Raw genomic sequence first — 19,846 nt, forward strand, 5'->3', positions numbered from 1 at the left:
TTATTCTGATTTCTTTTTTCTTCTTTCCAACAGGAATTCGGCGTATTCAAGATCTTTTTTAAAGTCGATATCAACTTCAGCAAAAGGATGATCCACAATAAAAGGAAAATTATTTTTCCCTAATATTTTTTCATTTAATATTAAAGATGCTTTTGTAATATATAACAACCCGTTTTCATAATAGAGCGGGTAAAGGTCCTGACTGCGCTGTCCCGGTTGATAATTGAACGGTAAAAACCGGTTGTTTTCTATTTTACCAAACTTTTGAAAGCTCCGGGTAACAGTCATCAGACTGTCGCAATTTCTATCTTCAAATTCCTTAAAAGCTTCTGACATTAGACGCTGTGGCCGTAAGGGATTAGTTGGCTGTAGCAAAAGCACATTTTCCACCTCCTCCTGTATGTTTTCCAGCACGTCCTTTAAAGCCGAAACAGTGGTGGCATTATCATCACTTAAATGGGCAGGCCGTTCTATCACTTCCACTCCCTGGCTTTTAGCAACATCTTTTATAAAGGGATCATCTGTTGAAACAATTATACGATCTGAAATGTGCGTATTGGCCTTGGCATAATTAATACTATGAACAATTAAGGGTTTACCACCTAATGGCAACATATTTTTTCCCGGAAGTCTTTTGGAGCCGCCGCGGGCCGGGATTATAGTTATGTTAATCGCTTTTTTCAGATTAGTTGTAATTAATAAGTAGGATTAGAAAGACTATTAAATGTATCAATCGTTTTTTTTGAAACCGGTCTTCTGTGTTTTAGGACGTTTCTTAAATGATAGATATTTGAATAAGCCGCTCTTGTATATTCTTTAAGAAACCTCTTATCCTTCGTCCCATACTTCTTAAAGTTCAAAAAATATAACCTAAAGATTTTTTTTAGCAATAACGGAAAAGGATAATATACTAAATAAAAAAAAGCTGTATTTTTTAGTTGTTTCCCGAACCGGAAATAGTTTGCTCCCCCCGTATTTTTCTTTTGTTTCTGCGTGCGATGATTTACCACGACTTGATGTGTATATAAAATATCATATCCCAATTCCAAGGTCTCCATCGCTAGACATACTTCTTCCCCATATATATCAATCCATTCGGGGAATCCACGGGTTTTTTCATATACCTCCTTTTTTATGGCAAATCCGCAGCCCAGGAAATCCTTTACAAGATAATCCTTCTTTATTTGCACCTCCTCAGGAATGTCGTCATCAGATTCGAATATTCCTTTAACTTCTTTAAATGCGATAATACCTACACAGCTATTTTCAGTAAAAATCTTATTGGATATTTTTATAAAATCATGCTGTAAAGGGTGGGCATCATCATCAAAACCAAAGAAAACCTTTCCCTGTGCTTTTTGATAAAGAATGCTCCTGGCTTTTGATGCTCCTAAATTTTCTTCTGAAATCTCCCACTTCACCTCAGGATGAAGGTCTATGAGCTTTTCTGAATCGTCTGTACACCCGTCGAGAAAAACTAAGATTTCATGACATTTAAAATTAAGATATTCCTGAAGTACTTCAAGTGTTTTGTGAAGTTCTGCTGACCTGTTTTTAGAAACAATTAATACTGAAGCCTCCATCTATTTAAATAAGGTTATCTATTTCCTTCTTTAAATAATCTATGGAAAGATACGAAATCAGATCTTCCCTGTTTAACTTTAGAGATTCAGGATCAGCCTTCCATTTTTCATATAGCTTTTCCAGTTTTGCAGATATCATTTCCACATCATCAGCTTCAGCATAATACTTATAGTTGGATCCCAGTAATCTTCTCACTTCGCTTTTCTCCGGCCCCAGATGGAAGATTGGTTTATTAGCAGCAACACAATGCGGAAATTTTCCCGGCAGAAAAGGACTCACTTCACCAGCCGACTCTAATATAATATTTGCAGAGGCTTTTTTCTGCATTTTAAGAACAAGGTCATATGGAATATAACCATCACTCACCACGAGTTGTTCTATTTTCTGTTCTTTCTTTTTTAAAGTTGAAATATGATAAGACGCACTACCCACTAGTAGTAAACAGATCTCAGAAGCAGCATCCGGATGTTTTCTCAGAAAATTTTGAAAAGCCTGTATTAAAGGAAATGGATTCCTTTGTTTCATAAGGTTTCCTGCGTGTAATAAATTAAATTTTTCAGTATCAAAATACGCCGATACCTCCACCGGCTCATTTTCTTCCCTCATCTGATGTGGAATCACTACACCTTTCTCTATAAAAGCAGGATAAAACCCTTCCATCCATTCCTTTAGCAGCTGACTCGGAAAAGCGGTCCAACGACACTGCCGTGAAACCTGATCAAAAAATTTGATCTTCTGTTCATAACCGGGTTCCGACCAAATATATGGTTTAGGATAATAGTGAAAAGGGTATGGATCATGAATATAAGCCATCCATTTTTCGTGAAGATTTGGAGTATTCAGTAAAGCATAGTGAGGTCTGAAACTAGCGCCTTTACTTAGAGTCAAAACGATATCCGGCCTAAAATCTTTCTCCTTTCTTAAAGCTGCCGCCATACTTCTTACATCATTAAAAAAAGTAAACGAAAAGCCAAATTTCGGTTCCAGATGTTTCGCCAAGTTTATCTTCAATCCATGCTGAAGTTTTCGCTGAAGCCTGCTCAAGAGGAAAACTGCATTCGATCTTTTTTCTTTTATGGCAATACATTGTATTCCCGGCAGTTGAATTTCTTTTCGCGTATAATGATAAACCAACACCTCAAATCCGGCTTCTTTTAAATTCAGGATCAGCGCCACGTTGGCTTTAGAACCGCTACTGTCCTCCACATTAATGGATTCAGCAACTACAAGGATTTTCTTTTTTCGGGGCACTTTTACTGAGTTTAAAGCGAAAATAAAGATTTAAAGTGAATTACCTCAGTTCTCAGTTGTGGGTTGTGAGTTTTTGCGAAGGAGCTTTTTCGCGACTGAAGCGATCCCTTTCACCTGAATTCGCGTTCGATCATAGCGAAGGAGCATTTTCGCGACTGAAGTATTCCCTTTCACCTGGATTTAGGCCGTGGTCTTTGCGAAGGAGCCTTTTTGGCGACTGAAGCAATCCTCATACTTTTCATAAACCTTTCAAAAATTGTACAATCCTCTCCGCCGCTTTTCCATCTCCATAAGGATTTTGCCTATTACTTAGGTCAGGAGGATTGTTTAGCAAACGAGTTGCTTCCTCCACAATTTTTTGTCTGTTCGTCCCTACAAGCACAGAAAATCCGGCTTCCACTCCTTCCATTCGTTCAGAATATTCGCGGGTCACCAAGACTGGTGTTCCAAAAGCCGGTGCTTCTTCCTGAACCCCACCAGAATCCGAAATAATCACTACAGCTCTTTGCATTAACCATAGCATTGTGGGATAAGCGACTGGTGAAACTAAATGAATGTTAGGTTTATTCCCCAACCTCTTTTGCACCGGATCCTTAACATTGGGATTAAGATGCACCGGGTAAAGAATCTCCAAGTCTGTTCGATTTGATAATTTGAGCAGGGCTTCTCCTATCTCTTCCAGACCTTCCCCAAAATTCTCTCGGCGGTGTCCGGTAACAAGAACCAGCTTATTGTCATTATTTAATAAAGCCTTTAATCCAAAAATTTCCTGACTGAGCTTTTTTCCTGCCAGTTTCTCTGCAGCCCAGTGCAATGAATCCACCACCGTGTTCCCCGTCAATGCTATTCGCTCTACCGGAATTCCTTCTTTTAAAAGGTTAGAACTTGCTTTCTCTGTGGGAGTAAAATGAACATCTGCAATTCTACTTATCAGCTGACGGTTGATCTCTTCTGGAAATGGGGAGGTTTTGTTATAGGTGCGTAACCCCGCCTCCACATGTCCAACTTTTATCTGCCTGTGAAATGTTGCCTGGGCAATCATAGATGCTGTAGTAGTGTCTCCATGCACCAGCACCACGCCAAACTGAGTATTACTGTCAGGTTGAGCCTGTCGAAGCCAATCATCAAATACCTTATCTATTCCGGTAAAAATAGATGCACTTAAACCATTGAGGGTTTGACCGGCTCTCATTAAATCCAGATCATAATCGGGAGTTATTTCAAAGAAATCCAAAACCTGGTCCAGCATTTCACGATGCTGCGCAGTTACACAAACTTTAAAAGCAATTTCCTGCTTCTTAAGTTCATGGATTACCGGCGCCATTTTTATGGCTTCAGGGCGGGTGCCAAAACAGAGGAGGAGTTTTTTCAAATCTATTTTTTAGTGTTCAAAAATACTAAGGCTCTTATTCCTTGAGTAGATGATAGAACTCTGTATTACGAAGCGCACTTTCTAGCTCATTGTAGTTGTATACCAAATCTCTAATTTCTTCCGGGTTTTGTTTTCTTAAATCGCTAGTTGTTTTTTGATCGGGAACCTCTAGAAATTTAAAAATTTTTTCCATGGTTTTATCTTTGTCTGTAATAATGTCTTTATACATAACCTCCATATAAGGATGTTCAGAAAATATTAAAGCTGTATCTTTTTCCCATAATTTCGTTTTTCTTATATCTTTAAGAAATTCTTCAATATTCACAGCAATTTTTTTCTGATCAATAGGCGTGTCTTTCATTGTAGGTGTAACTCCCCAGGTTTGAGTTTTATGGGCGATTAATAGAGATAACTGTGATCTGATAACATTTTCTCTTTTAAGGTGTATGATTTTAATACTTCTATCCGATTTGATAAAGTCCCATACTGTTTTATCATCACTGCCTAAAGGATGGTCATAAAATATTTTAAAACCCACGAATTTCACATAATTCAATCTCTTTGAGAAAGTATGGGTCCATATTTTTTCACAATTTTTATCTTTTGTCTGATTAAATAATTCCCCATAAGCTTGGATACTTCGATGCGATGAAATAAGCTTTATCAACATGTTTGAACCTGTTCTGGAACGTGTTATAACTACGAATTTCCCATAATTACAATTACCGAAATGTTCATTCCCCTTCGTTACCAGAATTTTTTTTAGACTTTTTTTTATCCTTGTGAGATACATTAGTTACAACTTTTTAATTCTTTTTAGTGCTCTAAAAAAATAACTTTTCAACCAGTAGGGCATTTTAGATTTTGAAGGTGTTTTTATATTCGACACTAGTTTTACTTTTAATTTTCGATTGTTTTCGAAGCAAATATTCGCTGCAAAATCGTCTATCTCATTTCCCATATGGTAAGCAAAAGTGGAAGGAGTTGATAAACGGTACCAACCCAGTTTGTCAGCAGGCTCATCTAAATAAGTATCTTCGAAGCCGTTTTCAAATTTCCAAACAGGAAACGGCTGGTCTTTATTAAAAATTTCCTTCCGGTATGTAGCCACAAAATGTCCGGCTCCAATTACAGCTGACATTTTTTTCTTCAAGAAATACTGCTTTTCTTTCCAGGAAAATTTTCGGTTGTTTCTTTTTAAAAGAGCTGTATTGCCCATTCCGCTTAGAAATAATTCACAGTCTTTATCTAAAACTATTTTATCGTGTTTAATTCTATTAAGCAAAAAATTATCAAAAAAAACTGAATAGTTTTTATTGAAGGCTAAATTTTGTAAGGGTACGGGTGAAACAACACCAGCGCTGGGAAATTCATTGAAGATTTCAAAAACTGCTGTTTCCCATCCACTAAAAAACAACACATCCGCATCAGCTATAGTAATAAAAGGTTCATAAGAAGCTTTGGCCTCGCTTACCACTGCATAGACCTTACCCCGATTTTTGTCGTAATTTATAACTTTATCTATTTGATTCTTTTGCCGATATTTCTCTATGATCTTTCCTGCCTTTGGAAATGAAGCATTGTTTATAATAGTTACAGCTGTTGTTCTAAAATTAATAGTTCTGAATAAAGAATTAAGACAAGCATCAAAAACATCTAAACTCTTTATATAATATGGTTCTTCGTCATTTGGAATATAAACAGGAATAATAATACGATGATAATACTTAAAGTTTTTTTCAGATTTTGATTTTTCCGGATTTACACCAATTCTCATAACAAATTATTTTTAATCCTTTTAAAACAACAACAGTTTATATATGACTTTGGTATAATATGCATGGAATTTAATAATTGTCTTTAGTTTAATTTTTTGAAAAAAGTTTAATTCTCTTGTTCCCGAAATATATAAGCTAATCTTATTTATATATTCCTTGTCACGATATTGAAACAAAAAATTTCGTAGAAAAAATGAAATAACGTTCTTATTCAATAATTCATTCTGAGATAAAAAATCCCACAGTTTACGAAGAACTACTATATTTGTGCCTATTTTTTCCGCTTCCTTATCTTTCCGTGCCGTAATAGATATTGGATGATTACGATAAAAGAATAAACTCTTTTTAATAGCCTGATAATTAGGCTTTTCTTTAAAAAAAATCCTCAAGAATAGCTCTCTCTCTTCCGCGTAATGCAGTTCTTCATCAAACCTGTGATTCAAGAACAATTTAAATTTGAACAAAGGACCCGCTGAATTGATACGTATTCTCGAAAAAAGAAAATCCACTGCCAATTTTTTTGATTCAATAGGAATATCAGTAGGAAATTCAAAATTAATATCTCTCAATTCCGTAAATCCTAAGTACTGACAAACAGTAAAATCTAGTTGATCATTTATCAAAAAAGGAGAAATTTGCAACTCTAGTTTTCTTGTGTGCATTATATCGTCGTCGTCAAAAAATTGGATATATTCTGCTCTCCGTGCTTGGGCAATATCAAGACCATAATTTCTGGTTCCTGAAAGTCCTTTTTTATAGTTTTTAGTCTTTAAATAATAAGAAAATCGAGAGTCTTTTTGAATATATTCTTCAACAATTTCGGCTGTGTTGTCTATGGAATAATCATCTACAATAATACATTCCCAGTTAACATAGGTTTGAGCTATTATAGAGTCTAAGGTTTCTTCTATTAGATGAGCACGATTAAATGTAGCAAGAAGTATTGCGATCTTTGGGTTTTGTCTCATTTAATTTAAATAAAGCGAAAAATTAACTTCAGAGTTTCTTTTCTACTAAAGTTTTTCTGAAAAAATATTTTAGGATGATTTAATAAAATCCATAGTAATAATTGCAAATCCAGTTTTGCTGTTGTTGATTTTAAATTTTGCCGTAATAAAAAGTATAATTTATCTGTACTTTCTGCATCCATATTTTCTGAAATCCTTAATTTAAACTTTTTCACATCAGCAAGAATTGTTCGATTGTTCGCTTTAAAAAATTTAAAGATTTCATTCCTTGGTGAATTGGTTAAAAAGAAAGTAGTTTCCGGCTGCCAATGGAGAAGTAATTGAAGTTTTTTAAAAACCTCATTTCCTTTCACATTTAAATTGATCAAACCATGCTCATTTTGTAGAGTGTTGGATGTTAAACTTTGCTCATGTATTCTGTATTCATATAAGTTTTCATCCAAATGAAAAAATTTAAAATTTACAGCAGCGCGTATCCAGAAATCGTAATCTTCAATTGTATGTAAATTCTCATCATAACCCTTTAATTTCTGAAATACATTTTTATTATAAATGAAGGCTGAACCTACAGTATTCCCGAAAATAAGGTGAGAAATTGGTCCAGTTTTATGCTCTCTTTTCAATGTACCACTTTCATAAATTATATCATAATTGCAGTAAGCAATATCTACTTTCTTTTCTACTATTGCATTTAAAATTTTTTCTAAGAAAAAGGGCTTAAGCCGATTATCATCAGAAGTCCACAATAAAAAATTACCTTTTGCCAATTTATGCCCTATATTCAAGCTTGCTGGTAACTTCAAATTCAAAGAATTTTTTATAATTCTGATACGGTCGTCTAACCTTTCATATTTTTCGGCAATCTTTATTGATGAGTCGGTAGAACAATCGTCAATAATAAGAAATTCAAAATTTCCATAGGTCTGACTCAAGCAACTTACAATGGCTTCTTCTAAAAATTTTTCTCCATTAAATACAGGAAGAATTATAGAAATATTTGGAGAATTATCCATCAATCAAAGCATTCATTATTTTATTGAATTCATTCATGTAATTTTCTGGTGTATAGCGGTTAATTATTTCCTTATTTTTCATTCCTTCCTTTTTCCTCAAATTCTTAGATGCAATTAAGGTTGCTAAACCTTTTTTCAGTTCAATAATATTATTCTCTATTAAAAAAGGCGAATTATCAAGTAAAGCGACACAACCGGGATGTCTAGATGCAATAATCGGCAATTCGTACAACATATATTCCATTACTACATTCGGTGTACCTTCAATTTCTGAAACTAACACACCTATGTCCATTATAGAAAGAATTTCCTCCACCGGCTTTCCAGATAAAACAAGAACCTTACTTTGTAATTTTTGGCTATTAATTCTTTTCAAAATTCTCTCATATTTTTCAAGAGTAACCGGATTCGCATCCTTGTACCCAAGAAAAATTAAATTAATGTTTGGAAAATTTTCGGTTAATTCAAGAAATGCCTGCAACAATAATTCGTGTTTCTTATCTGGGCGATAATGGGATACCATTCCTATCACAACGGAATCCTGAGTGATATGATATTTTTGCCGTGTTTCTTCCCTAGAAAAATATTTATATTTCATTGTAAGAAATTGAGGCAGAACAAAGGCTCTTTTGTCCTCTAACTTATGCGCTTCGCGAAAAAGCTCAATACCGTTTGGAGCATTCGCTATAACACCGGGGGTATATTTTGCCGCCAATTTCTCAAAAACATCGTCTTTAAACACATCCAGACCCAATTGATGCCAAAAAGTAAATTTAGCCGTGGGAAGTAATTTATATAAATAAAAAGCTATCTTACTAGGAAAATTTAGAAAGGGAAAAATTAAATCTATTTTATATGGAAGTAAGCCCTTTCTCATTCTTAATAAATATTTTGAGGACCACACCAAACGCTTGAGATTTTTGAAACTAAACTCTTGTCTTAAAACAATATAGGGTTCACCGAAGTGGAAAATATCTTGGATATGACATTTTTCTGCAAATTCTTTAAACTCATCAGACATTTTCTCTGAATGAGTCAACAACAGATAAACATTACAAGAATATTTCTCCACTAATATTCTCCCCAGCCCTAATCCTTGTCTCTCCGCCCCACCAAGAACACCAGCATGTAGAATCAACAAGATATTTTTATTTTTAAAATCCATTTTTTTAAATTATTGCCACTGTTCTATAGCTTTTTGTGTTTAGTATGTTAAATTTAGCAAGAGTTTCAAGGTTATAATTCTGATACAATTATAAACATAGTTTAGCTAAAAGCATCATTTATTATAAGGAGACAACATTGATTCTAAAATTTATCGTAGCCTATGCATCTAAATTATTTAGTTCTAGCCCACAACAGTCCCGAACAGTTATGGCGACTAATTGTACGACTGCATGGGTCAGAGGTATATTTTTATATCCATATCGATAGGAAATCTGATCAACTACCTTTTGAAGAATTACTTAGCACTTATCAAAATGTAAAATTTGTTCATCAAAGAGAAAATGTAATTTGGGGAGATGTTAGTATGGTCACAGCTACCATAGAGCTCATGAAGCAGGTATCCAAAGATAAAAAAAATGGATACTGCATTCTTTTGAGCGCACAGGATTATCCCATTGTGAGCAACCAGAACATTAATATTTTTTTTAAAAAAAATTATGGAAAATGTTTTATAAGTACATTTAAAATACCACATCCCAAATGGGAAAATGGTGGATTATTACGCTTGAATAAGTATAAAATAAATAAATCTTCAGAGCGTAAACACTTTTTGATTCTGCCTTCCATATATCACAGGGAATTTTATACTGTTGCAACACTTGGGAAACTCAATTTTCTAAGAAAATCTGGTAGATGGACTGAATTTTTCAGAATTTTTAAAAACAGGAAATTCCCATCAATACTTGAACCTTTCGGAGGGGGGCAATGGTGGGCTTTACCTACTGCGGTGGTTAACAAAATCTTAAATTTTCATGATACACATACTGATTTTTTAGAATATCACAAATACACTTTGGTACCTGATGAAATCTTTTTCCATAGTATCCTAATGTACTTGAAGAATAACGAAGATTTTCAAATAGAAAGATCTGTTACTTATGTCAACTGGGAAAGACCTTCTGGTCCATTACCAGTCACTTTTAAGCTAGAAGATTTCGGGGAATTACAGGAAGCTTCTAGGTCACACCTATTTGCCAGAAAATTTGATCTTAATTGGGATGAGGAAATTTTAAATGAAATAGATAAACAATTACTTACATAACCACTAATGTTCTTTCCTTTTGGACCATTCAAGAAAGAACTCTCCTTTCTGAAAAAGATAAGCGGCATTTAGAGCCGCCAAAAACCATAAATGAGAGGTATTTCCAAAATTTTCTACGACAATTTTTTGAATTTCCTTTTTAAATTTATTCTTTTCTCGATTTTTCGAAAGGGAAAAAGAAAGATTCATCAGATTTCTAACCAATTCCTTTCTAACTGTTTCTGATATATATCCATCAATCTCGATAAACGTAAGATATGATAAATGAATTAATCGTTTTGTTCTTAATTCTTGCGAAGCTGTCATGGAATCAGAATGGATTCTCCGGTATGTCAAAACCTTTTCCAGAAATATTCCATTATTAGTCAAAAGCAGCATCTTGCAGAAATAATTATAATCTTGCCAGAACATTATTGTTTCATTGAAAGAAATTTTTTCAGCTATTGATCTGCGAATAATTATATCACAGGTATACCACAGAATTGTTCTTAAAATAAAATTTTCTGCAGAAATTCCATGTTCTCTAATTTTGTATTTAACCTGATTGACTGTACCATTATTGAAATTAGCCATTTGCGCAACCACAAAATCTTTATGGGAATTTTCTATGGCCATTACTTTTGTACCGATGTGATCAGTGGTCATTAAATCATCACTATCAAACCAATTCACATAAGCTCCTTTACTCATTTCGAGCCCATAATTCCGACAAGCATTTGCTCCTTTAGGTCTATTTGTTGGGCGAAGATAGTATCTAAATCTTTTGTCTCTTTTGCAGTACCTCTCTAAAAGCTCCTTAGTGGTGTCCGTAGAACCATCATCTACCACTATACATTCCCAGTTAGCATAAGTCTGCGCCAAAACAGAATCCAAAGTCTCACCAATTAAATGAGCACGATTATAGGTGGGAATTATTATAGAAACTAAATCCAAAAGAATATACTTTGAAATTGTTATAAAGGTAAACTTTCTAAATGGAAGGGGGTAACATCAAACTTTTGTGCTTTGGATAGAACAACATATCGATCGATATAACGAGAATCACTTTTGAGCATAAGCTTCCATTCTTTTGCTATTTCCTCTTCGTGAGGACGGTTGACATCATCTAGATAGATGGAACAATCTTCAGGCAACTTTTTTTGTAGAAATGGAATAGCTGAATATCTAGCATAAGGCGTGCTTCCACCAAAAGGGCCATCAACAAGAACAAGATCAATATAAGTCAAAGATTGAAATTCCTCTTGCAAAATGTTTTTACAATACCATATCTTTTGCTCCTTGTAGGAAAGATCAGCCGTCACTTCTTCCAAAGGTGCATAAACAATTTTTACATAATTTTCAAGTTGATACAGCTCCAAATGCCTCCGTATTTCTTTCGCCCATTTTTCATCCGATTCCACCGAAAAAAAAACGGCATCAATTTCCAGCACCTTAAGTAATTTTGCAATATAAAAAGTCGACGCTCCGGCACCAAATTCAACGATTCCTTTCCTTTGATTAATACTAATGTCATTTAGAACATGTAAAATCGTGTTTGGAGAAATGGCCCATGCTGAAAATGGAATAAAACTATCCTCACTAAAAAGCTGTGAAAGTTGACTGTAATTAAAATGAGTTTGCTGATTTTTTCGTTGTTGATCTTTAATCAAATTTACTCTTGCATCAACAAATCGTTTTATTTCCTTTTTTAATTTCCTAATCATTACTATAATATTTGGAATAAAATTCAGCTTCAAATTTTCGAAGAGCCATTGATACTTTTTCAGATTCAAACAAACCTTCAATACCACTACCTTGATTAGTTATTATATTACAAAAATTAAATTCAGATTCAATATCGTGCTTAATTCCTATTTTTTCATTCATTTCTTTTTGCAAATTCTCTAGCTTAATTACCTGAACACGTTCTTCTTCTATATCTTTTAATTCATTTTCAATATACGTGTTTACATAATTCCAGTACCACGTACACTTTTCTAAACGGGAGTAACTTTCCCACATTTTAGAAGACATTGCCCCAATTTTATCTCCCTGTAATCTATATTTCCCGAAAATATTCTTTTCTCCTTTAATATCATTTTCAGTATACCAGCCTCTAGGCAAAAATGATTGAACGCAATCATGCGGATTGCGCATTAGATGTATAAAAGAAGAGTTTGGAAAATAATCAGATAGGAATTCAACCAAATTCCACATCCTGTGATCGGAATGTACAACTACCTGCCCTTTCTTTCCGTCCCATTTTTTTTTTCGAAATATTCTTTTTAATTCAGAGAAAATTTCATCTTTGGAATCAGGATTTTCAGCCAGTTTTGTGCTTAATCCAATCAACTCTGGAATCACTTCATGAAATGCTATAAACCGAGGGTTTTGATTGAACATTTTTGTAATACTTGTAGATCCACATCTTCCAGTGCTTAAAACAAATATAATTTTCTCTCTTCTTTTTCTTCTATATGAGGGTTTAAAGAAAAAAGTGATTTTTTTCTTTAAACGATATAAAAAAGATTCAAAACTTTTTATAGCCATTCAAAATTTGTATAAAATCCTCTTTTACTAGGAGCCGGCAATTTTCCGGAACCATAAAAATCACCATTTTCTACTGTAAGCCTTCCAACATCCTTTAAATTTTCGATCATTATATTCGCTTCTAGCATGCCGGTATTATAAGTATAGATGCCAGTACTCAGGGGCCATTTATGTATAACTAATAAACCTTCTCCACAATTAGGAGAGTATTTTTTATTTACAACATCACTTCTACAGGCAAAAAGAAAATTCTCATGATAATCATAAAAAGCAATAGAAAGAACTGTATTACTTCCTCCGGGATTTTTATACCCCATTTTAATCCTTACTTCCTGTCCTACTACGACAACATTTGCCGGTACATTATCTTTACCAAGAAATTCTACCTTACAAATACCTTTTTGCTTATCTAAATCATAGAAATTTATTTCCTTCAAATAGTGATTTTTATTATTAAGATAAAAGCCAATAGAATCCCTAACACCACCCCTGAATACAGTTTGGCCATCCTCAAGTACTATTCCACATGAACATAAGCTACTAACACTCGCCATATTATGACTTACAAACAAAACTGTTCTCCCTTCGCCAGCAGAAAGATCCTGCATCTTCCCTATGGCTTTTTTCTGGAACTCGGCATCGCCCACTGCCAATACCTCATCTACCACTAATATTTCAGGCTCCAGATGTGCGGCTACGGCAAAACCTAGCCGAACAGTCATCCCGCTGCTATAGCGTTTAACTGGGGTGTCAATGTACCTTTCACAACCAGAAAAAGCAATGATTTCATCTAATTTACTTTTGATTTCTGCTTTAGTCATTCCCAACACCGCGCCATTCATAAAAATGTTTTCCCTGCCGGTAAGTTCGCCATGAAAACCTGTTCCTACTTCTAAAAGGGAAGCAATGCGCCCTTTAGTTTTTATACTTCCGGTGGTTGGCCCAGTCACACGGGATAAAATTTTTAACAAAGTAGATTTTCCCGCACCATTTTTGCCAATTATACCTAAAACCTCCCCTTGTTTTACTTCAAAATTGATGTCCCGCAAAGCCCAGACATAATCTTCTGTAGCTTTGGCGGAACTGTCATTTGACGCACCTACCTTTAAATAAGGATCTTCCTTCCCCCTCACCTGGTGCCACCACCGGTTAAGATCATGGCTTAAAGTACCTGTACCTACAGTGCCAAGGCGGTATTGTTTGGATATATTTTCAGCTTTTAATATAACGCTCATTGGATAATATCAATTTTATTAGAACTTAGAAAAATACTCTATAGCTGAATCTACTTTTCTATAAAAAAATTGCTCCATTGGGTTTTAGATAACTGCGCCTTTAATTCCTTATAGTTTATTAACAAGTTAGAAACCTTCTCCGGATTCTGCTTTTTGTTAGGAACCTCTTCTACTATGAATGAAACTTCTAAAAACCCGAAAATTCTAGAAAGAACTTCTTCTTTGTTCTCCTGCAAATCTTCATAGGCTACTTCAATAAAATTATGATCTCGAAATCTTTCCCTTGTATTTATTTCATATTTCTGCGTCCTCTCAAATACTTTTTGACATTCTTTATAATCTAAAGAAACTTTTTTATCGTCGATCGACAATCTGTCGGGTTTATGAATACTCTCAGTCCACTTTTTTGTTTTTTCTCCAATTTTTTCAGATAAATATGATCGCAAATAGTTTCTTCGTACCAAATGTATGATCCTTATATCTTTATCTGCTTCAATAAGATCCCAAACAGCCTGATCTTGATCATAAGGATGATTATAGAATAATTTGAATCCAACCTGCTCAATTTTCTTTGGCTTTTTATAAAAAAAATCATTCCAGATTCGAACGCAGCTTTTTCCTTTCAACTGTTTAAAAAGCTCACCTTCACAGATTATATTAGGATGATATCTTAAAAGAGTCATTAACCATGTGGAACCGGTCCTTGATCTACTTATGACAACATATTTCTCATAGTTTTTATTACCATACATTTCATAATTTAAAGACGTTTTTGTTTTTAAAATCCAAGAATATCTTTTTTTTAAAAATCTAATAATCTGATCCATAATTACCACAACTAAATTACACCGTATCAATAAACGTCTTCTCTGTCCTGTTAAAAATAACCAATCCTACCAGAAACAAAACTATTGAAATTAAAAACGTAACCCCGAAACTAGTCCAGGAGAAAACCCCAGTATCCAGGAGCATATATCTAAATCCTTCGATGATATAAGTCAGCGGGTTGTACTCCACTACCCATCCATAATCCCCCAGCTGCATTACAGCCTCACTTAACGGATATGGAACTGCCGAGATGTATATCAGCAGAGAGGTTGCGAAACCTACCAACACCGTCAAATCCCGGTACTTTGTTGTAAAGGCAGATATGATCATCCCCAGCCCAAGTCCCATTAAAGCCATCATCAATAAATAAACTGGAAAAAGTACGATATTAGCATTGGGGGAGATTTCAAAACCACGAAACAGGGTAAAATAACCATAGAACCCAATAAAGATCAACAATTGAATTCCCAGTTTCAATAAATTGGAAATGGTGGTACTCAGCGGCATGATCACGCGGGGGAAATATACTTTTCCGAACAAACCTGCATTTCCCCTAAAGGTATTGGAAGTCCCGGTAAGACACTGACTAAAATAATTCCAGGCCGTGATGCCTGCGAGGTTAAACAGGAAAGGGGGAACAGTTCCGGTAGGGATATTTGCAATATTATTGAAAACCAAAGTGAAAATAACCGAGGTAAAAAGCGGCTGAATGAAATACCATAACGGTCCCAAAATAGTCTGTTTATAAACAGTGACTATATCCCGCTTCACAAACAGTACCAGCAAATCCCGGTAGCGCCAGATCTCCTTAAAATTTAGGTCGATCAGCTTTCGTTTAGGGGTAATCTCGTAGAGCCAGTCTTCGTTTGTTTCGCTCACGCTCAACAGTTTATAATTTGGGATTTAAAAGTGCGAAGGTAAGGGATTTTTTCTATTTGTTGTCTGGTGTTTATGGTTTGTTGTTATCGCTTCTCTCAGTTCTAAGTTTTCGGTTTTCGGTTGTGGGTTGTCGGTCCCGTGTTGCAAGTGAAATGTTATTTGTTTGTATTTTTTTATCGTGAAGTGTCATTGCAAAACATCCTTGTGATAACATTATTGTGAGGGAGCCCTCTGGACGAATGACGCAATCTGCTGTGGCAAGTTACGATCATGTTAGGGGACTAGCCAACAACAGATTGCCACACCCCTGCGGAATTCGCAATGACAGGTCACATTGCTGTTTCAGTTAATAAAAAGCTCTCCAATTGGATTATACTTAAAAATTGCGTTATTCCATATCATTAGAAAACCCTGAACAATAAACAAAAAACTACAAACAATCTAAATGAAACAAAACTTCACCAAACTCTGGTGCGCCAGCTACGGCTCAAACTTAATTGACGAAAGGTTCTCCTGCTATATCAGCGGAGGAACTCCAAGAGGTGCCCACCGCACGTATGTAGGTTGTACCGATACCTCTGCTCCTATTGCCAGTAAGCCGATAGGAATAAATGCAGAATTTTATTTCGCGAAGGTATCCAGGACCTGGAGCGGCGGCGGAGCTGCATTTATAAAACCTAAAATTGACAAGCGTTTCACCACTCTCGGCCGAATGCACCTCATCAGCGTAGAACAATTCATCGAACTCGTAAAACAGGAAGTAAAACATGAAGGAGATCTGCCTATTAATTTTGAGCAGGCAATTACAGTCGGTGTACTGGACCTTTTAAAGGAAACCTGGTACAGTAAATTGATGTTTTTGGGAACTAACGAAGGTTATCCCATTTTCACGTTTACAAATATGGATTTTCTTGCTGATGAAATAAATTCACCCAATGAACATTACCTCAAGATCATCATTGAAGGATTAAAGGAAACGTATAATCTTTCTGCTGCAGAAATTCAAGAATACCTGAGTGTCAAAAAGGGTATTTTAGGAACTGAAATTGAAAAGCAATTGCCGGAGTTGATTGGGAGGGAGTGGTAAGCCGCTTTTTTCAGGTGTTTTAGTGTGGATATTTGGGATATGGGTTCTGAACTGTGGGTTGTGAGTTGTGAGTTGTGACCATCAAGATTTCCATTTCGTTTCTACGTACTGCCTGAAAGAAAACAGCTTTCCTCCTAAAAATTCATAATTACTCCTTAATTCTTTTAATTCTGGAAAGCCATATAAAGTATCCAGCATTTCTAACTGGGACAGACATTCTAATAGCGAAGCATGTGCATATGTGAGAAATTTTAAAAAATCCTGTTTATATATTCTTCTTCCATAGCCTTCCACTATATTGTCCTTGATGCTTTTCGAAGATCTTCTCAGCTGACTTCCCTGCTCGTATAATTCGAATTTGGGTAGTTTTAATGAAACCCTATGTACATCTATGGCATATTTAAAAGCTAAATTATACACATCAAGATCTTTATAACTCTTCATTGGTTGCGAATTAAAATTTCTTAATGAAAGTAAGAAATGGAATTCAGAATGTAGGGAATATAAAACTAAAGATTAAGCCAACATAAAATATCACCAATCAAGAAACTCACGACTCACAACGCACAACTAACAACCGTATATCTTTACTCAAAATTCCGCTTCATCTCCCTCCACCATTTCTTAAGCCCTTTGGTGGGGGTTTTTTCATGATAGCCCGTGCCGTAGCGGCCATAGGAATAGCCGTAACCATAACCGTAACCATAACCGTAGCCATAACCGTACTTGGCATGATGTACGAAGTGGTTTAAAACAAAACTGATGTTCTTGATCTCTCCCTTGGCATATTTTTCATTGATCACGTCCAGCATTCCGCGTTTAGTATAATCCTGTCGTATCAAGTACAGCGTCGCATCTGCATACTTTACAAGGTTGAGCGCATCTGCCACCACCCCTACCGGCGGAGTATCCATAACAATATAATCGTACTTTTCCTTAAGTTCCTCCATGAGGGCCTCCATCTGTTCATTCATCAGCAATTCGGAAGGGTTTGGCGGGATAGGGCCTGCGGTAATTACATCTAAATGCGGAACCATGCTCGTCTGAATAATATTCTCCAAAGGTTCCTGCCCAATAAGATAGTTGGTCATTCCAACATCATTGTTGATCTTGAAATCATCAAAGATCTTTGGCTTTCGTAAATCGGCACCAATCAGCACTGTTTTCTTTTCACTCAGGGCAAAAACCGTTGCCAGGTTCATGGCGCAGAAGGTTTTTCCTTCTCCCGAAACAGAGGATGTGATCAATAAAGTTTTTGATCCCGTGACGCCCTGCTTCTTGTACATAAACTGCAGACTCGATCTTAACCCCCGGAAACCTTCAGCAATAGCTGATTTTGGCTTATTGAAAACCGCCAGATTTGTATCGAGCCGGCTCTTCCCTATCATTCCGAGAATCGGAATTGGTGATAGTCGTGTCACTTCCTGAGCGTTGTGAACATTGGTATTTAGAAATACCAATAGGAATACGAATGTCAGCGGAATCACGCCGCCCACCATCAAAGCCATTACATAATTTAGCTGGGTATTAGGCCCAATCTGCCCGCCACCGGTATCCTTTGCCGTGTCGATCACCATCACGTCGCTTACATTCGCCGCTTTTATGAGTCCGGCTTCGCTTCGCTTTTCAAGGAACATGTTATAAGTCTTCTCGCTCAAAGAATATTTTCTCTGAATCTTCAGCAGATCCTGCTCCTCCTGCGGAAGTTTACTAATCTCATTTTCGGCTATACTAATGTCCCGTCTTATATCCTGCAACTCCTTCCGAAGTAAATCTTTCGAAGAAGTCATATTTTCGAGCAGTATGGATTTTACCGCATTGATCTGCCGGTCGATATCAGCGAAAACTGGGGAATTTTCCTGAAGGGAATACTGGTATTTTTTACGTTCTTCAGCAAGAGAAATGATTCTTCCCACTCCGCTAACAATGCTTCCTTCATTAATTCCCGCTACAGAAGGCGCGGGGACGTTGGAATAATCTGTTCTGGTTTGCAGATAGTCCTGCAGGGTTTCATAATAAGCAAGCTGCCTGGAGATTTCCTCGCGCCTAACGTCCAGAGTTACGAGTTTGCTGTTAAGCTGGCTGCTTTCCGCGGAAATGTCAATAATGGCATTTTTATTTCTGAAGTTATTCAGCTCATCTTCTACACTCTGCAGCTCCATTGATTTCACCGCCAGGCTGCTGTCAATAAAACGAATGGTTTTGGTGGCAAAAAGGTTCTTTCGCTCCAGCATATTTTCGCTAAGAACTCTCACCGAACCATTGAGATAATCCACAATTTCCGCTTTATTATCTCCTGTGAGCGCAAGATTTATGACCGAAGCTCCCCTCGATTGCGTATTTACCGAAATATTCTTAAACCTGCCCACAACCCCATCAAAGTTCTTGAACTGCACATAAAATGGTTTCCCAATGACCGGTTCATGACTCGTTGGCTCCAGCACACCACTGAAAAATGGCAAATTGAAGGGTTCATTCAGCTGGAATTCCCTGCTAAAATCCCCTTCTTCCACAACCACACTTCCTCTTTCCTTGGTATCGTAATTCATAACACCCACACTTCCACCACTAAAATTTGTAGAAAGCCTGAAGGTGGTAGGATCTGTAAAGGTGATGATAAAGGTTTTCCCCAGTGCCTGGTAGGCAGAGGTATCTGCCACTACTTTAAAAGGAGTTTTTCCGTAGGCATTCACGCGCTGGTATTCCCCGTCTTCCTGGTAGCCAATATAATACTGCAACCGCTCAACCACCTCTTCATTGTGGCTTCGGGACTGCAAAATGGTAATTGCCGTGTTTACCTTATCTGATGTTCCTCCCCAGTTAAAAGTAAGGCTAGTATTACTCGTAAAAAAGGGGTTTTGATCGTCTTTTATAGAGATCATATTTCCCAACCGGTACACCGGCAACTTTCGTACATTGTTGTAATACGCAACCGCCAAACTAATCCCTACGGAAAGTATGATGAGTTGCCAGTAACTAAAGACCTTTAGAACAAACCCTTTAAAATCAAAAGTAGAACCTACATCTGATATGTGATCGCTTTCATGTTCCAT

The 19,846-nt window shown here is 36.1% G+C and carries 19 protein-coding genes; 2 read left to right on the forward strand and 17 right to left on the reverse strand.

Translation table 11 applies throughout. The features are described from left to right. From ACOV1Q_RS12610 to ACOV1Q_RS12650, 9 genes are all read right to left on the reverse strand, one after another. Nucleotides 1-696 carry an acylneuraminate cytidylyltransferase family protein gene (locus tag ACOV1Q_RS12610; protein WP_424494951.1) on the reverse strand — a complete coding sequence of 232 codons (696 nt, stop codon included), beginning with the start codon at nucleotides 694-696 and terminating at the stop codon, nucleotides 1-3. Next, the gene (locus ACOV1Q_RS12615; protein ID WP_424494758.1) at nucleotides 696-1,583 is read right to left on the reverse strand and encodes a glycosyltransferase family 2 protein; all 888 of its coding nucleotides are present in this window, start codon (nucleotides 1,581-1,583) and stop codon (nucleotides 696-698) included. Before ACOV1Q_RS12615 ends, ACOV1Q_RS12610 begins: the two co-directional genes overlap by 1 nt. 4 nt (nucleotides 1,584-1,587) lie before the next feature. Then, entirely contained in the window at nucleotides 1,588-2,835 is a 1,248-nt protein-coding gene (locus ACOV1Q_RS12620; protein ID WP_424494759.1) for a glycosyltransferase family protein, read from the reverse strand. A gap of 238 nt (nucleotides 2,836-3,073) precedes the next feature. Further along, the gene (wecB, locus tag ACOV1Q_RS12625; RefSeq protein WP_424494760.1) at nucleotides 3,074-4,207 is read right to left on the reverse strand and encodes a non-hydrolyzing UDP-N-acetylglucosamine 2-epimerase; all 1,134 of its coding nucleotides are present in this window, start codon (nucleotides 4,205-4,207) and stop codon (nucleotides 3,074-3,076) included. A 34-nt stretch (nucleotides 4,208-4,241) separates the two neighbouring features. Further along, on the reverse strand, nucleotides 4,242-5,000 hold the full coding sequence (locus ACOV1Q_RS12630) for a sulfotransferase domain-containing protein (RefSeq protein ID WP_424494761.1): 759 nt from the start codon (nucleotides 4,998-5,000) through the stop codon (nucleotides 4,242-4,244). Between the two features lie 3 nt (nucleotides 5,001-5,003). Beyond that, nucleotides 5,004-5,984 (reverse strand): glycosyltransferase family A protein, encoded by a 981-nt coding sequence (locus ACOV1Q_RS12635; RefSeq protein WP_424494762.1) that lies wholly within the window; start codon nucleotides 5,982-5,984, stop codon nucleotides 5,004-5,006. Between the two features lie 21 nt (nucleotides 5,985-6,005). Beyond that, nucleotides 6,006-6,953 carry a glycosyltransferase family 2 protein gene (locus ACOV1Q_RS12640; protein ID WP_424494763.1) on the reverse strand — a complete coding sequence of 316 codons (948 nt, stop codon included), beginning with the start codon at nucleotides 6,951-6,953 and terminating at the stop codon, nucleotides 6,006-6,008. Nucleotides 6,954-6,958: 5 nt separating this feature from the next. Further along, entirely contained in the window at nucleotides 6,959-7,966 is a 1,008-nt protein-coding gene (locus ACOV1Q_RS12645) for a glycosyltransferase (protein ID WP_424494764.1), read from the reverse strand. Further along, complete coding sequence (locus tag ACOV1Q_RS12650; protein ID WP_424494765.1) at nucleotides 7,959-9,131, reverse strand: glycosyltransferase; 1,173 nt, start codon at nucleotides 9,129-9,131, stop codon at nucleotides 7,959-7,961. The genes ACOV1Q_RS12645 and ACOV1Q_RS12650 overlap by 8 nt, the downstream gene beginning before the upstream one ends. A 162-nt stretch (nucleotides 9,132-9,293) precedes the next feature. Here ACOV1Q_RS12650 and ACOV1Q_RS12655 point away from each other — a divergent pair, with 162 nt between their 5' ends. After that, nucleotides 9,294-10,235, forward strand: a complete 942-nt coding sequence (locus ACOV1Q_RS12655) for a beta-1,6-N-acetylglucosaminyltransferase (RefSeq protein ID WP_424494766.1) — start codon at nucleotides 9,294-9,296, stop codon at nucleotides 10,233-10,235. A 3-nt stretch (nucleotides 10,236-10,238) separates the two neighbouring features. On the opposite strand, the gene ACOV1Q_RS12660 is transcribed toward ACOV1Q_RS12655, so the two are convergent. The 6 genes from ACOV1Q_RS12660 to ACOV1Q_RS12685 are packed head-to-tail and all read right to left on the reverse strand — an operon-like array spanning nucleotide 10,239 to nucleotide 15,706. After that, nucleotides 10,239-11,168, reverse strand: a complete 930-nt coding sequence (locus ACOV1Q_RS12660; protein ID WP_424494767.1) for a glycosyltransferase family 2 protein — start codon at nucleotides 11,166-11,168, stop codon at nucleotides 10,239-10,241. 20 nt (nucleotides 11,169-11,188) lie between these two features. Beyond that, complete coding sequence (locus ACOV1Q_RS12665) at nucleotides 11,189-11,938, reverse strand: class I SAM-dependent methyltransferase (protein ID WP_424494768.1); 750 nt, start codon at nucleotides 11,936-11,938, stop codon at nucleotides 11,189-11,191. Then, complete coding sequence (locus ACOV1Q_RS12670; RefSeq protein ID WP_424494769.1) at nucleotides 11,931-12,764, reverse strand: sulfotransferase; 834 nt, start codon at nucleotides 12,762-12,764, stop codon at nucleotides 11,931-11,933. The genes ACOV1Q_RS12665 and ACOV1Q_RS12670 overlap by 8 nt, the downstream gene beginning before the upstream one ends. Continuing rightward, nucleotides 12,755-13,999, reverse strand: a complete 1,245-nt coding sequence (locus ACOV1Q_RS12675) for an ABC transporter ATP-binding protein (RefSeq protein ID WP_424494770.1) — start codon at nucleotides 13,997-13,999, stop codon at nucleotides 12,755-12,757. The genes ACOV1Q_RS12670 and ACOV1Q_RS12675 overlap by 10 nt, the downstream gene beginning before the upstream one ends. 50 nt (nucleotides 14,000-14,049) lie before the next feature. Further along, on the reverse strand, nucleotides 14,050-14,826 hold the full coding sequence (locus tag ACOV1Q_RS12680; RefSeq protein ID WP_424494771.1) for a sulfotransferase: 777 nt from the start codon (nucleotides 14,824-14,826) through the stop codon (nucleotides 14,050-14,052). 16 nt (nucleotides 14,827-14,842) lie between these two features. Continuing rightward, the gene (locus ACOV1Q_RS12685; RefSeq protein ID WP_424494772.1) at nucleotides 14,843-15,706 is read right to left on the reverse strand and encodes an ABC transporter permease; all 864 of its coding nucleotides are present in this window, start codon (nucleotides 15,704-15,706) and stop codon (nucleotides 14,843-14,845) included. 445 nt (nucleotides 15,707-16,151) lie between these two features. Here ACOV1Q_RS12685 and ACOV1Q_RS12690 point away from each other — a divergent pair, with 445 nt between their 5' ends. After that, the gene (locus ACOV1Q_RS12690) at nucleotides 16,152-16,793 is read left to right on the forward strand and encodes a hypothetical protein (RefSeq protein WP_424494773.1); all 642 of its coding nucleotides are present in this window, start codon (nucleotides 16,152-16,154) and stop codon (nucleotides 16,791-16,793) included. Nucleotides 16,794-16,874: 81 nt separating this feature from the next. Here the strand turns inward: ACOV1Q_RS12690 and ACOV1Q_RS12695 are convergent, their stop codons facing one another. Further along, nucleotides 16,875-17,237, reverse strand: coding sequence for a four helix bundle protein (locus ACOV1Q_RS12695; protein ID WP_424494774.1), 363 nt, complete (start codon nucleotides 17,235-17,237; stop codon nucleotides 16,875-16,877). 143 nt (nucleotides 17,238-17,380) lie between these two features. Further along, on the reverse strand, nucleotides 17,381-19,846 hold the full coding sequence (locus ACOV1Q_RS12700) for a GumC family protein (protein ID WP_424494775.1): 2,466 nt from the start codon (nucleotides 19,844-19,846) through the stop codon (nucleotides 17,381-17,383).

Source organism: Salinimicrobium maris (assembly GCF_049680855.1).
In the GTDB taxonomy this organism is placed as follows: Bacteria; Bacteroidota; Bacteroidia; order Flavobacteriales; family Flavobacteriaceae; genus Salinimicrobium.